Origin of the sequence: Halovibrio variabilis, from assembly GCF_007991175.1 — a bacterium.
In the GTDB taxonomy this organism is placed as follows: Bacteria; Pseudomonadota; Gammaproteobacteria; order Pseudomonadales; family Halomonadaceae; genus Vreelandella; species Vreelandella variabilis.
Window position 1 is genome coordinate 124,125 of record NZ_BJXV01000010.1, and the last position, 13,179, is coordinate 137,303.

The 13,179-nt window shown below is 57.0% G+C and carries 14 protein-coding genes; 3 read left to right on the top strand and 11 right to left on the bottom strand.

Annotated elements, in window-relative coordinates; all coding sequences use genetic code 11:
* Positions 1-5: 5 nt before the first annotated feature.
* The 10 genes from xylB to HVA01_RS09965 all read right to left on the bottom strand — a co-directional run bounded on the left by xylB (position 6) and on the right by HVA01_RS09965 (position 10,664).
* Entirely contained in the window at positions 6-1,493 is a 1,488-nt protein-coding gene (gene xylB / locus HVA01_RS09920; RefSeq protein WP_146875178.1) for a xylulokinase, read from the bottom strand.
* Positions 1,493-2,998 (bottom strand): mannitol dehydrogenase family protein, encoded by a 1,506-nt coding sequence (locus tag HVA01_RS09925; RefSeq protein WP_146875180.1) that lies wholly within the window; start codon positions 2,996-2,998, stop codon positions 1,493-1,495. Before HVA01_RS09925 ends, xylB begins: the two co-directional genes overlap by 1 nt.
* A gap of 72 nt (positions 2,999-3,070) precedes the next feature.
* Entirely contained in the window at positions 3,071-3,691 is a 621-nt protein-coding gene (locus HVA01_RS09930; protein ID WP_146875181.1) for a nucleoside/nucleotide kinase family protein, read from the bottom strand.
* Positions 3,692-3,698: 7 nt separating this feature from the next.
* Entirely contained in the window at positions 3,699-4,484 is a 786-nt protein-coding gene (locus tag HVA01_RS09935) for an L-iditol 2-dehydrogenase (protein WP_146875183.1), read from the bottom strand.
* Positions 4,485-4,532: 48 nt separating this feature from the next.
* Positions 4,533-5,213 carry an HAD family hydrolase gene (locus HVA01_RS09940; protein WP_146875184.1) on the bottom strand — a complete coding sequence of 227 codons (681 nt, stop codon included), beginning with the start codon at positions 5,211-5,213 and terminating at the stop codon, positions 4,533-4,535.
* Positions 5,210-6,361, bottom strand: coding sequence for an ABC transporter ATP-binding protein (locus HVA01_RS09945; RefSeq protein WP_146875186.1), 1,152 nt, complete (start codon positions 6,359-6,361; stop codon positions 5,210-5,212). Before HVA01_RS09945 ends, HVA01_RS09940 begins: the two co-directional genes overlap by 4 nt.
* Positions 6,362-6,373: 12 nt before the next feature.
* On the bottom strand, positions 6,374-7,240 hold the full coding sequence (locus HVA01_RS09950) for a carbohydrate ABC transporter permease (RefSeq protein ID WP_146875188.1): 867 nt from the start codon (positions 7,238-7,240) through the stop codon (positions 6,374-6,376).
* 22 nt (positions 7,241-7,262) lie between these two features.
* On the bottom strand, positions 7,263-8,153 hold the full coding sequence (locus tag HVA01_RS09955; RefSeq protein WP_146875189.1) for a carbohydrate ABC transporter permease: 891 nt from the start codon (positions 8,151-8,153) through the stop codon (positions 7,263-7,265).
* 66 nt (positions 8,154-8,219) lie between these two features.
* Complete coding sequence (locus HVA01_RS09960; protein WP_146875191.1) at positions 8,220-9,539, bottom strand: ABC transporter substrate-binding protein; 1,320 nt, start codon at positions 9,537-9,539, stop codon at positions 8,220-8,222.
* A 174-nt stretch (positions 9,540-9,713) separates the two neighbouring features.
* Positions 9,714-10,664 carry a sugar-binding transcriptional regulator gene (locus HVA01_RS09965; RefSeq protein WP_146875193.1) on the bottom strand — a complete coding sequence of 317 codons (951 nt, stop codon included), beginning with the start codon at positions 10,662-10,664 and terminating at the stop codon, positions 9,714-9,716.
* Between the two features lie 154 nt (positions 10,665-10,818).
* On the opposite strand from HVA01_RS09965, the gene HVA01_RS09970 reads away from it, so the two are divergent.
* On the top strand, positions 10,819-11,130 hold the full coding sequence (locus HVA01_RS09970) for a YqfO family protein (protein ID WP_146875195.1): 312 nt from the start codon (positions 10,819-10,821) through the stop codon (positions 11,128-11,130).
* A 46-nt stretch (positions 11,131-11,176) separates the two neighbouring features.
* Here HVA01_RS09970 and HVA01_RS09975 read toward each other — a convergent pair whose 3' ends face one another.
* Positions 11,177-11,734, bottom strand: a complete 558-nt coding sequence (locus HVA01_RS09975) for an NUDIX hydrolase (protein WP_146875197.1) — start codon at positions 11,732-11,734, stop codon at positions 11,177-11,179.
* A 95-nt stretch (positions 11,735-11,829) separates the two neighbouring features.
* Between HVA01_RS09975 and HVA01_RS09980 the strand changes: the two genes are divergently transcribed.
* Both HVA01_RS09980 and HVA01_RS09985 read left to right on the top strand, forming a co-directional pair.
* Complete coding sequence (locus HVA01_RS09980) at positions 11,830-12,456, top strand: CoA pyrophosphatase (protein WP_146875199.1); 627 nt, start codon at positions 11,830-11,832, stop codon at positions 12,454-12,456.
* Positions 12,457-12,497: 41 nt separating this feature from the next.
* Positions 12,498-13,163 (top strand): 2OG-Fe(II) oxygenase, encoded by a 666-nt coding sequence (locus HVA01_RS09985; RefSeq protein ID WP_146875201.1) that lies wholly within the window; start codon positions 12,498-12,500, stop codon positions 13,161-13,163.
* Positions 13,164-13,179: the final 16 nt, after the last annotated feature.

Here is a 13,179-nt window from a genome sequence, read left to right on the forward strand (position 1 = left end):
CTTTATTAAGCACTGCCATGGCGTTGTTCAAGTGCTGCGCAGTAGCGCGCATAAACCGGCTGGTAGGCGGCCACACGATCTGGATGAGGGTCGGCAAGCGTTTGCGCGTCCAAATGGACGAGCCGATCACACAACGCTTCCAGGGTGACGCCCTCGGCGCGCTGGTCACACCACGCCGCCTGTATCGCAGCACCCAGCGCGGCCGCATCGGTAATCTCGGGGCAAATCACCTGGGTGCCGGTAATGTCCGCGACCATCTGCCGCCAAACCGGGCTGTTAGCGCCGCCACCGATCAGGCGAATCTGGCTGGCCCCGGCGGTTAAATCACCCAACAATTCCAGCCCATAGCGTAGCCCGAAAGTGGCCCCCTCCACCACGGCCCGGCATAAATTCGCCTGGGTGGTATTTAAACTGGTCAGGCCAAGAAAGTCCGCTGAGGCGTTGGGCAACATCGGCACTCGCTCACCGTTGAAAAACGGCAGCACGGTAACCCCTTCGGCGCCTATTGGCGCGCTGGCCACTTTCTCGCCAAACGCTGCCAGATCTAAGCCAAACAGCTTGCGTACCCGCGTAGTGGCCGAGGTGACATTCATGGTGCAAATCAGCGGCAGCCAGCCGCCGCTACTCGAACAGAAATTGGCTACCATGGCGCTATCGCACTCAACGGGGGTGTCTGAGTAGGCGCAAACGGTACCGGAAGTGCCCAAACTCAGCGTAATCAACCCTGGGGTGATATTGCCCGTACCAATGGCACCCAGCATATTGTCACCGCCGCCGGAGGAGACCACCACCTGATCGCTCAGCCCAAGTTCCTGGGCCACTGCTGGGCGCACAACGCCTACCGCCTCATGCGCCTCCAGCACACGGGGGAGAACCCGCTGGGGGTCTAATTCTGGGGCTATCTCTGCAAAAACATCTAACTGCCAGCAGCGCTTGCGAGTATCAAAATAGCCGGTGCCAGAGGCATCGCCCGCTTCTGTAACCCGCTCGCCGGTGAGCCAGAAATTGAGGTAGTCGTGGGGCAGAAGCAGGCTCTTGATACGCCGATACGCCTCCGGCTGATGCTCACGCAGCCAGGCAACTTTAGAGGCGGTGTAACCAGTTTGCAGCACTAGCCCCAGCTTCTCCAAGCAGCCCGCTTCGCCACCCAGGCGGGCGACTAAATCGGCGTTCTGGACGCTGGTTTCGGTATCACACCACAGCTTGGCGGGGTAAACCGGCACACCGTCGTCATCCAGCGCTACCATCCCATGCTGCTGGCCAGAGACACCGATACCACGCACTTGACTCGCCGACACTCCGGCTTTGTCCAACGCAGCAAAGAACGATTCTTTCAAGGCCGACAGCCACTCGGCCGGTGCCTGCTCCCGACGACCATTTTCGCCTTCCTCCAAGCGGTGAGCTTGGCTTGCTTCAGCGAGAATCTTGCCGCGTTCAACGTCTATCAACACTACTTTGGTACTTTGGGTACCGCAATCAACCCCGATATACATCATAATGTTCCTTTGGATGACACCAGACCCTCTAGCGTAGCGCGTGCGCCGCGTTCGTGCAGGGAACTGAGAGTCTCTACATAGGCTTCAACAAAGCGGGGGCTGTCGATTAAGTCGCCAAACAGCTCGCGGTTTTCGATAAAGGCCGTGGGTCGCGAGCGATTTTCGGCAGCAATCGCCGTGAGCGGCGCTTTCAAGCGATCGACAATCTCTATGGGCTCGCCCTGCTCGTCTACTCCTTCAGCGTAGCGCGCCCAGCTGGCTACCACGGCGGCGCTACGCTTTATCTCGCCGCCCTGAGCCAACTGCTGGCGAATCACCGGCACTAGCCATTTGGGGATGCGGTCGGAACTCTCGGCACAGAGCCGTGCCAAAGTATCTTTGATTTGCGGGTTGGCGAAGCGCTCAATCAGCGTTAAGCGGTAGCTTTCGAGATCGACCCCCGGCACCGGCGCCAGGGTGGGCGTGCCCTCTTCGCGCATATAGCCCAGCAAAAAATCGACGAACAGCGAGTCCTGACACACTTCATGGGCGTAACGGTATCCGGCTAAATAGCCAAAATAGGTCAACGCCTGATGGCTGGCGTTGAGCAGGCGCAGCTTCATTAGTTCGTAGGGTTCCACGTCTTCCACCACTTGAACGCCTACTTTATCAAACGCCGGGCAGCCAAGGGGAAAGTGATCTTCCAAGACCCACTGGGTAAAGGGTTCACAGACCACCGGCCAGGCGTCCTCTACCCCAAAACGCTGAGCGAGTTCATCGATGTCATTGGGCGACGTCACCGGGGTAATACGATCCACCATGGCGTTGGGGAAGGCCACCTCTGCTTGCAGCCAGGCGCCTAACTCAGCATCCCGGGCCTGGGCATAGGCGCCGAACATACGTTTGGCCACATCGCCGTTGCCTTGAATATTATCGCAGGACATCACGGTAAATGGTGCGATACCCCTAGCGCGACGGAGGGCTAGCGCTTCCACCACCAGCCCGAAGCTGGTGGAGGGCTGGGTAGGGTTGGCAAGATCGGCGCGCACTTGAGGATTGTCGAGATCGAACTCACCGCTCACTGGATGAAAGTTATAGCCGCCTTCGGTCACTGTCAGCGATACAATGCGAATGGCCGAATCGGCCATCTGCTCGATCACCGCCTCGGTCTCTTCGGGTGCAAACAGGTAATTGACCATGCTGCCAATGACCCGCGGCTCATACTGGCCATCTGGGTGTTTGACCACCAGGGTGTAGAGATAGTCCTGCGCTGCCAGCGCCTGCTGCATGCGTTTGTCGTCGGGCATCACGCCCACACCAACAATACCCCAATCTAGTGCTTCGCCCTGGTTCATCAATGCATCCAGGTACATCGCTTGGTGGGCGCGGTGAAAGCCGCCTACCCCGATATGCACAATGCCGGGAGTGAGCGTCTTGCGGTCATAGCTGGGTTTGGCAACGTAACTAGGGTTGGCAACATCGTCGGTTAGCTTGCCCAGGTTGTGATTGTTAAGTTGGATCATGGGACTCTCCAGCCAAGGCCTACTTGGCGCGATGGGATGCATAAAGTCAGGTAAAAAGCGCGGGTAAGTGTGCTAGCGCCAGCGCTGGTCTGGCGATAAACAGCAACTTTTCACTAACTGCGCGTTGAGCATGTCTTTGCGATGGGTGCGCGCTAGCGCCCCAGCGCGATCCTGGCCCATCTCAAGCCAGCGATTGACCAGCCGCTCAATCAGCACGACGTCGTCGACGTCTATAAACAGCGTCCAATCAAACAGCGGGCGCAATTCGCGCCAGGGGGAGCGGTCAAGCAGCAGGTAGTTGCCCTCAACAATGACGATGCGCTGCTCAAGGGTAATCAGTCGCCCACCGGCACGGGCGAGATCCAGCGGGCGATCAAACACTGGCACTGCGACTGGGTGAATTCCTTGGCGGATACGCTCAAGGTCACAGCGCAGTCCCTCCACATCGAAGGTATGAGGTGCGCCTTTTACCGGCACCTGCTGCTCGCCTAGCACGGCGTTATCGAAGTGGTAGCCGTCCATAGGCACCAACCCAGCTTGGCCTGGCAGGTATTGATTAATGGCATCGCAGAGCTGATCGCTGCGATAAGATTTCCCCGCCCCCGGCGGCCCTGCCAGCGCTACCAGATAGCGTGATGCGCCTTCGGCAGCGCCAATAATCTGACGGGCTAACGTATCAAAATCAGGTGTCATGACCACCTCAGTTCATCCAGTTGCCGCCATCGACATTGAGCGTCTGGGCGACCACGTAGTCACTGTCCTGGCTGGCCAAAAATACCGCCGCGCCGGTGTGGTCTTCGGGAAGCCCCATACGCCCGAACGGCACCGCCTCGCCCACTAAGCGTTTTTTCTCACCGAGCGGGCGGCTCTCAAAACGGGCAAACAGCGCGTCGACCTCCTCCCACATCGGCGTATCCACCACGCCAGGGGCGATGCCGTTAACGTTGATGCGGTGTTTGATGAGATCCAAACCACTGGATTGGGTAAGGCTGATGACAGCCGCTTTACTGGCGCAGTAAACGCTTACTAGGGCTTCACCGCGGCGACCTGCCTGAGAGGCCATATTGATAACCTTGCCGCCCTGGCCGCGCGCCACCATCGAACGGGCAACCGACTGCAGAGTGAAAAACATGCCTTTGGTATTGACCGCAAACTGCTTGTCAAAGCTCGCTTCGGTCACCTCAAGCACCGGCGCCATATCAAAGATGGCGGCGTTATTGACCAGAATATCGATGCCGCCAAAGCGCTCTGTTACCACTTTGACCATGGCATCAATCGACGTCTGATCGCAGACATTCAGCTCAACCCCCATCACCTTTTCGGCAGGCGACTGCTGCCGCAGCGTTGCCACAGCATCATCAATGGCAGCACGGTCAATATCCGCCACCACCACGCTGGCGCCTTCGGTTAAATAGCGCTGGGCGATGGCCAAGCCGATGCCCCGCGCGCCGCCGGTAATCACCGCAATTTTATTGTTTAGTTTCATCTTGGTGCTCTCTTGTTTCGCTGTGCCGTTATTGCCAGGAAGCTTTTATTAAGTGGATAAATAGCCATTGGCTTGCCACTCATCCACCAAGGCTTCCAAGCCGTGCATATGTTCTAGAATGCGCCAGGCGCCAGCCTGTAATAGTCGCGCTGACTGTTCAGTATCCACGTGACTGCCACCGACAAAACCAATCACACACATACCTGCAGCATGGGCGGCGGTCACCCCCGCCACGCTATCCTCCACTACTAGGCAGTCCCGCGGCACCTGGCCCAATTGCGCTGCGGCTAAGCGATAGATCGCAGGGTCGGGCTTGGGGTTAGCCACCTGGTCAGCGGTAAAAATCGGCACTTCACCAAAGGCTTCAGCCAATCGTGTGCTGGCCAGCGACGCCAATACGCGGCTGCGCCGACTGTTGGAAACCACCGCCTTTTCAAGGCTAATGCCGCGAACCGCTCTATCGGCACCCTCTATGGCTTTAAGCTCCCGCACCAGACGCGCCTCGATAGCGGTATCCACCTGTTCGGTGGCGTCCAATGGCAGGGTGTGGCCGCTTAACGCTTCAAGGTGGCGCAAGATATTTGCGGTGGTCATGCCCAATGCTTGGCTAAGTAACGGGGTAATATCGAGGTCGGGCAGCCAGCGGCTGAGATGCTCCACCAAGGTGCCTTCAGCAAGAGCTTCGCTGTCGACTAGCACGCCATCACAGTCAAAGATGAGCGTCCTCATGCAGGCTCCTCAGAAGGCGCCCCTGGGCCGCGGTTATCGTGGCGGGTCAGCCCTGCCAGCGGGTGCTGCTGCAAGCTCGGCAGAGCCAGCCCGTCTGCCCCGAACAGGTGGGCACGCTCGGGAGCAAAGCCGAAATGCACCGTATCGTTGACCCGGTAGGCCACGTCTCCATCGGCCATAATCGTGATTAGCTCATCGTTCATTTGTACGTAAAGCGAGGTCTGGCCACCTAGACGCTCCAAGACTTTAATTTCACCGCTCAACGGGCCCTGTTCATCAAGCACCAGGTGTTCCGGGCGAACCCCCAGCTCCAGAGTAGCGCTCTCCTCCAGGTGGGTGCCGTCCACCGGAATGCTGCGTTCACCACCGCCGGGCAAGCGAACACCTACTCCGCCAGGCGCTACGCCAGTCAGCGTGACCGGCAGAAAATTCATTTTTGGTGAGCCAATAAATCCCGCCACAAAGCGGTTGCACGGGTGATGGTAAAGCGCCATGGGAGACCCCACCTGCTCGACCACGCCGTCGTGGAGCACGACGATTTTATCCGCCATGGTCATCGCTTCGATCTGGTCGTGGGTGACGTAGATCATGGTGGCGTCCAGCTCATCATGCAGACGCGCCAGTTCGATGCGCATCTGCACCCGCAGCGCGGCATCCAGGTTAGAGAGCGGCTCGTCGAATAGAAAAATACTCGGGTTACGCACAATCGCCCGGCCAATCGCCACCCGCTGACGCTGACCACCGGAAAGCGCTTTGGGCTTGCGGTCTAACAGCGGCTCTAGCTGCAGAATCTTGGCCGCTTCCAGCACTTTCGCGCGCCGCTCCTCTTTGGGCACCCCGGCCAGGCGCATACTGAAGCCCATGTTGCCCTCTACCGTCATGTGCGGGTAAAGCGCGTAGCTTTGAAACACCATGGCGAGCCCGCGGTCGGCTGGGCCAACGTCATTGATACGCTGACCGTTGATCAAAATATCGCCGTCGGTGGCGCTCTCAAGCCCAGCAATCATGCGCATCAGGGTCGATTTACCGCAGCCCGAAGGGCCTACGAAGACCACAAATTCGCGGTCATTCACCTCAAGGTTGATACCCTTGATCACCTCAGTGTCGCCAAATCGCTTGGTAATATTGTGCAGTTGTAGTGTTGCCATGAGGAAGATCCTTTACTTGACGGCACCAAAAGTAAGGCCACGTACCATTTGTTTTTGGGTCATCCAACCGAGTATCAAAATCGGCGCAATGGCCATGGTGGAAGCGGCAGATAGCTTGGCCCAGAACAGCCCCTCAGGGCTTGAGAATGAGGCGATATAAGCGGTTAACGGCGCTGCTTTTGAAGAAGTCAGATTGAGACTCCAGAACGCCTCGTTCCAACTTAAAATGATCGACAGCAGGCCTGTTGAAGCGATGCCCGGCAGCGTGAGTGGCAGCAGTAGAAAGAACACCTCCTGAAAGGTTGAGGCCCCATCCATACGGCCCGCTTCAAGAATGTCTTTGGGCATGTCCTTGAAGAAGGTGTAAAGCATCCACACTACAATCGGCAGATTCATCAACGTATAGATGATGATCAGCCCGGTGCGGGTATCGAGCAGGCCAACGTCGCGGAAAATGAGATAAATCGGCACCAGCACGCCGACCGGTGGCAGCATTTTGGTGGACAGCATCCATAGCAGGGTGCCTTTGGTGCGCTTGGTGGGCAAAAAGGCCATGGAGTAGGCAGCAGGAATCGCCAGTAGCAGCGCGAAGAACGTTGAGCCAAATGCCACCGCAACGCTGTTAAGCGCAAAGCGTGTATAACCCGAGCGCGCCTGCACCGCCTGGTAGCTCTCTAAGGTGGGCGAAAAAATCAGCGTGGGGTCGGCAATCGCTGCCGACTCGGTTTTAAAGCCGGTCAGGATCATCCAGAAAATCGGAAAGAAGATTACCAGCGCCACCGACCAACCTAACACCGTTATCATAGCCCGCTTGCTTTGCGCTGACCGTAAGCCAGTCACTGAGCGTGGTGCGGTCGTTGCGGAACGTAATATTGTCATTGAAGTACTCCCAGGTGCCGCTCTAATCTTCCAGGTTTTTGGCCACCATACGGACCAGGAAGATCGCCACGATATTGGCGAGAATGATCGCAATCACTCCACCGGCCGACGCAGTGCCCACGTCAAAATCCAGCAGTGCACGAATGTAAATCAGGTAAGCCAGATTGGTGGTCGCCAAGCCTGGGCCACCGGAGGTAGTAACAAAAATCTCGGCAAAGATGGTCAGCAGGAAGATCATCTCAATCATGACCACTACGCTGATCGCGCGCCTTAAGTGCGGCAGGGTGATAAAGAAGAAAATCGCCACCGGCCCCGCGCCATCCATTCTTGCGGCTTCCACCTGATCCTCATCCAGCGACTGCATGGCGGTGAGTAGAATCAACAGCGCAAACGGCAGCCACTGCCACGCCACGATGATCACAATCGAGGTCAGCGGCAACGAAGAGAACCAATCGACAGCGGGCAGCCCGAAGGATTCTGCCAACCAAGCCAGCACCCCGTTTGAGGGGTGCATCATCATGTTTTTCCACACCAGCGCGCTAACGGTGGGCATCACAAAAAATGGCGAGATCGCCAGTACCCTAGCAATGCCGCGTCCCGCGAAATCCTGCTGGAACAGCACCGCCAGCAAGGTGCCGCCTACCACGGTAATTGCCAGCACCCAGCCCACCAACAGCAGCGTGTTGCCCATGGACTTCCAGAGCGCAGGGTCAGTTAACAGGTATTCATAGTTTTCCAGCCCGGCGAAGCCCGTCATACCGGGCATTAGCAGGTTGTAATACTGAAAGGAAAACCATAGCGTCATGCCCAGTGGCACAATCATCCATAGCAGCAGTAGCGTCACGGCCGGCGCTTGAAGCGACAGCGTCCTTAGCCCACCGACGGTACGGCCGGAAGCACGTGTTTTAGTCATGGGGTTACCTGCGGAAACAGTGTGGGGTAATGCCTGCCTTGACTGGCAAGGCAGGCATTGCGGCCATCAGTCTAGATAACCGGCCCGCTGCATGGTGCGTTCGGTGGCACGCTGAGCACTGTCTAGCGCCTGTTCAACTGTGGTGTCACCGGTTAGCGCTGCGGCAATGGTTTGGCCGACTTGAGTACCGATCGACTGGAACTCGGGAATACCCACAAACTGCACGCCCACATAAGGGCTAGGCTCCAAGGTAGAGTCGGTGGGGTCGGCGTCCTGAATAGCTTTCAGCACGAAGTCAGCAAAGGGGGCTGCTTCGATGTACTGCTCATTGGCATAGGTCGACTCACGAGTGCCTGGTGGCACACTGGTCCAGCCTTGGGTTTCACCGACCAGCTCAATGTACTCTTGTGAGGTTGCCCAGGTAACAAACTCAAGCGCCGCGTCCTGGTTCTCTGAAGAAGCCGGAATGGCTAGCGCCCAGGACCACAACCAGTGGGAACCTTTAGGTGTTTCCGCTATTGGCGCTGGAGCAAAACCTAAGCTGTCCGCCACATCGGACTCATCGCCGTCGTAGAGTTTGCCTGCCGCCGAGGTGGCATCGACCCACATACCGCAATTACCGCGCGAGAACAGCGCTAGGTTTTCGTTAAAGCCGTTGGAGCTTGCGCCTGGCGGACCGTAATCGTTGAGCAGATCAACGTAGAACTGGACGGCGTTTACCCAGGCATCGGAGTTCAGCTCGGGATTCCAGTCTTCGTCAAACCAGCGCCCACCAAAGGTGTTCACCAGGGTGGAGACAAACGCCATGTTTTCGCCCCAGCCGGGTTTACCGCGCAGGCATATACCGGCCAGATCGTCTTCCATGCCGTGCAATTCACCGGCCCATCCGCGCACCTCTTCCCAGGTGGGCTGATCGGTCATCTCAATGCCCGCTTCTTCGAACAGGTCCTTGCGGTAGTACATCATTGAGCTTTCAGCATAAAACGGCAGCGCGTGAAGCGTGTCATTATAGCTTAAACCATCGCGGACCGACGTCAGCAAATCGTCTTCGTTATAATCGTCCGGCAGGTTATCCAGCGGTGACAGCCAGCCGCGCTCAGCCCAGATCGGCACCTCGTAAGTGCCAATGGTCATCACATCGAACTGGGCACCGCCGGTGGCAATATCGGTGGTCATGCGTTGACGTAGCACGTTCTCCTCAAGCACCACCCAATCCAGGGTGATATCAGGGTGAGCTTCCTCGAAAGCATCGGTGAGGCTCTGCATGATGACCATATCGTTATTGTTAACCGTGGCCACGGTAATTTCAGTTTGTGCCTGGGCATGGCCGGACATAGCAATGGCGGCCGCTAGCGTGGTGACGGACAAGTGACGTGCGAGTCGCATAAAGCACTCCTGTGGGCTTGTATTGGCATTGTTGTCGCCTTGATCTTATTGATCATCTAACGAACAAATGATCGTACGTAAGCGCAAGAAAAGCAAAGCCCATACGCTTAGACTTTACGCTAACTTATTACCCCTAACGCATGTTGCAGTGCCCACATTTAGGGTTTTAAAGGCTTAGAGCGCTTCAACAATCTGACGGGCGGCCACTTCGTCGGTTACCAATCCTTTCAACCAACCGCCGCGCAGTGCGGCATGAATCGCCGGGGCTTTTTCGCAGCCACCGGCAATCGCCACTATGTGGTGCTTACCAAAGCGTTCCAGGGGCAGACTAGTGACCCGTCGGGTAATCGAGCAGTCGATTACCTCGCCGTCGCTATTGAGTGGCCAGCCAAGCAACTCCCCTACCGCTTTTAGACCTAACAATTCATCCAGCTCGCTTTCGCTAATAAAGTGGTCTTGAAACAACGTGGCCTGGCGGTCGATGCGCCCAACACCGATAAACGCGGCCTCTGACTGCCGTGCCACATCGGCAATCGCTTTAAACAAGCGCTGTGCCAGCATCGCCTCTTTTTCAAACAGCGATTCAGCCACTACCGGCGCGGGCAGTAAGAACCGCTCACCGCCGGTTTTATCCGCCATTACCATCACCGCATCGTAACGGTTGGCCGAGCCATCCCGAGCGACATTACCCACCAGCGACACAAAGCGGTGCTGGGGCCGTTCAATGCGGCTAAGCGCTTCTACCGCTGCCCGCACCGAACGCCCGGTACCCAGCGACAACGTCAACGGTTCGCTGCGCTCGACCATTTGCGCAATGCGCTCGGCGGCAGCGATTGCCAGGTAGGAGGCGGCGCTGTCTGCAGCGTGATTATCGGCGGGCACTACTTCACAGTAGGCCAGGCCAAAGTGATCACGCAGCGTACTGCCCAGCGCCATACAGTTAGATATGGGGTGATCAATATGCACTTTCACCAGCCCTTCCTGGCGGGCCAACGCCAATAAACGCTGCACGCCTGGCCGCGAAACCCCCAGCTGGCTGGCAATCTCGTCCTGGGTCATGCTACCCACGTAGGACATCCAGGCGGCCCTGGCCGCCTGATCCAGCTTTACCTCGAATTTATCCATGGGGCGGCTCTCGTATCAGTCGTGGCTAACAGTCGTGGGTAAACGTCATCAAAGTATCATTATACAAAGCCAAGCCCGCGACCAGAAGTCTTCTATCCGCTAACATGGTCAGCGTTACACGATTCACAATGGTTTGTTCGCTTGGAGTTACACTATGTATAAGCTCGCATTTTTTGTTCCCATAGAAGACGCCGAAAGCGTTAAACAAGCGGTTTTTGAGGCCGGTGCTGGCCGTGTTGGCGACTATGAACATGCCTGTTTTCAAACCCGTGGCACGGGTCAGTTTCGCCCTACAGAAGGCGCCCACCCCCATATCGGGTCGGTGGGCAGCTTGGAAAAGGTCGAAGAGTTCAAAGTCGAGTTGCTTTGCGATGAAGCTCATATTCACGGCGCTATCGCGGCGTTGAAGCTAGCTCATCCTTATGAAGAGGTCGCGTATGATGTCTTTCAGTTGGCCGACCTGTAAGGGTTTTTATATCCTGTAATGGTTTTTATACAGTGGCATTCGAGGCTCACGCGCTGCCAAAATAACGCTCGCGATCTTCTGGCGTTACCATACTGATGTGCAGCGGAAACTCATTGCGGAGGCGGTCAGTGTAAAAGTGGTGCAACGTGCGCTCGATAGTCACGAAGGCGAGCTCATCCCAAGGGATCTCGTGCTCTTCAAACAGCGCGACCTCCAGGCTTTCTGGCCCGGCGCTAAAACCACTGACCAACTCGGCGCGAAAAATCATATACACCTGATTGATATGAGGTAGGTCAATGAGCGTATACAGGTTGGCAAGTTCGACCTCAGCGCAGGCTTCTTCTTGGGTTTCTCGGATGGCTGCCTGCTGGGTCGATTCGGCGTTTTCCATATAGCCAGCGGGAAGTGTCCAGTAGCCTTTGCGCGGTTCAATAGCGCGCTTACAGAGCAGCACCTGACTACCTAACACCGGTAACGTACCGGCCACTATGCGCGGGTTTTGGTAGTGGATCATACCGCAAGCATCGCACAGGTAGCGCGGGCGATCATCGCCTTCCGGGACGGCAAAACGTACTTTTTCACCACACTGGCTACAAAAATTCATCGCGTGTTCTCAACGGCTAGTGAATAGAAGTCTCGACGTGCTTGACGTCAATGACCGCTGCTGGGTAAAAAGATAACAAAGTAATGAGATACCCCATGTTAGAGAAACTGCGTAAACGGCTGCAACAGTTGACTCCTCAACGCTTGGACCACGTGGCGATGCCCGAAGCCGCCGTGCTGTTACCGATTGTTGAACGGCCAGCGCCCACCTTACTATTTACCCGTCGCGCCAGCCACTTGAGTACCCACAGTGGCCAAGTAGCGTTTCCAGGCGGCAAGCGTGAATCCTATGATGCCGATCTATATGCGACCGCGCTGCGCGAAGCAGAAGAGGAGATTGCCCTCGACCCCGGCCTGGTGCAACCCCTGGGGCGGCTGTCGGATGTTATTTCGCTGCACGGTATTCGCGTCACCCCCTGGGTCGGCATTATTCCGCCGGATCTCCCCTTGATTGCCGACCCCGGTGAGCTAGACGCGATTTTTGAAGTCCCACTAAGTCACTTTCTAGACGATCACCGTACCCATACCGATGTGATTACCGTGGATGGGGTGACCCACTACGTGCCCAGCTATCACGTAGATGGCCATGTGATCTGGGGGCTTTCAGCGATGATGCTGGTAGAGTTGCTGGCCGAAGGCTTCGGCATGCCGATCAATTTATATCAACGTCCCAGGGGGCCACTGCGCCACTACCCTGAACGCAAAAGCCGCTTACCTACTTAAGCAGCCACTTCTTCACGCTCTGCGCCACCGAGGTCCAACAAATGACGCCTACCGCTATGCCCTCCCCTGCATTACAACCCGCTACTCAGGTAGCGCTTATCGAAGCGTTAGTTGAGCAGGGCTGGTATGTCGGCCGTGACGTCATTGACCTTGGGTTATGCGACGTCCTCAATCACGAGCTTCTAAAGCGGGCGGCCTATAACGGCCTGGATGAAGCGGGCATCGGCCGCGGTCAGCAGCATCTTTTACGCAAAGATATTCGCGGTGACGCCATTCATTGGCTTGACCGTGAAAGCGCCGCCCAGCGGCAATACTTAGAGGCGATGGGCGAGCTGCAGCAGGCGCTCAACCAAGCGCTATTTTTAGGTTTATTTGAGTACGAAGCACACTTTGCCCACTACCCGCCGGGGGCTTTTTACCAGCGCCATCTGGATAGCTTTCGCGGTCGCGCCAACCGCGTGATATCCACTGTTGGCTACTTAACCCCGGATTGGCCAAGCGACGGTGGCGGTGAAATGGTCATTTACCATCCTAACGACCCCAGCCAGGAGGTCGCGCGCGTCGTTCCCGAGGCGGGCACCTTCGCCTGCTTCTTATCAGACACCATTCCCCACGAGGTGTTACCCACACGCTACCCGCGCACCAGCATCGCGGGCTGGTTTCGGCGCAATGCGTCGCTGGGCGGCGTGCTTGATCCGGCGCACTAGATTCTGAACGCCCAAA

Bases quoted from the DNA above. Each gene is read 5' to 3' on its own strand.
- HVA01_RS09935 (WP_146875183.1), bottom strand. From the start codon at position 4,484: ATGAAACTAAACAATAAAATTGCGGTGATTACCGGCGGCGCGCGGGGC.
- HVA01_RS09950 (WP_146875188.1), bottom strand. From the start codon at position 7,240: ATGACAATATTACGTTCCGCAACGACCGCACCACGCTCAGTGACTGGC.
- HVA01_RS09985 (WP_146875201.1), top strand. From the start codon at position 12,498: ATGACGCCTACCGCTATGCCCTCCCCTGCATTACAACCCGCTACTCAG.
- HVA01_RS09940 (WP_146875184.1), bottom strand. From the start codon at position 5,213: ATGAGGACGCTCATCTTTGACTGTGATGGCGTGCTAGTCGACAGCGAA.
- HVA01_RS09960 (WP_146875191.1), bottom strand. From the start codon at position 9,539: ATGCGACTCGCACGTCACTTGTCCGTCACCACGCTAGCGGCCGCCATT.
- xylB (WP_146875178.1), bottom strand. From the start codon at position 1,493: ATGTATATCGGGGTTGATTGCGGTACCCAAAGTACCAAAGTAGTGTTG.
- HVA01_RS09975 (WP_146875197.1), bottom strand. From the start codon at position 11,734: ATGAATTTTTGTAGCCAGTGTGGTGAAAAAGTACGTTTTGCCGTCCCG.
- HVA01_RS09930 (WP_146875181.1), bottom strand. From the start codon at position 3,691: ATGACACCTGATTTTGATACGTTAGCCCGTCAGATTATTGGCGCTGCC.
- HVA01_RS09945 (WP_146875186.1), bottom strand. From the start codon at position 6,361: ATGGCAACACTACAACTGCACAATATTACCAAGCGATTTGGCGACACT.
- HVA01_RS09965 (WP_146875193.1), bottom strand. From the start codon at position 10,664: ATGGATAAATTCGAGGTAAAGCTGGATCAGGCGGCCAGGGCCGCCTGG.
- HVA01_RS09925 (WP_146875180.1), bottom strand. From the start codon at position 2,998: ATGATCCAACTTAACAATCACAACCTGGGCAAGCTAACCGACGATGTT.
- HVA01_RS09955 (WP_146875189.1), bottom strand. From the start codon at position 8,153: ATGACTAAAACACGTGCTTCCGGCCGTACCGTCGGTGGGCTAAGGACG.
- HVA01_RS09970 (WP_146875195.1), top strand. From the start codon at position 10,819: ATGTATAAGCTCGCATTTTTTGTTCCCATAGAAGACGCCGAAAGCGTT.
- HVA01_RS09980 (WP_146875199.1), top strand. From the start codon at position 11,830: ATGTTAGAGAAACTGCGTAAACGGCTGCAACAGTTGACTCCTCAACGC.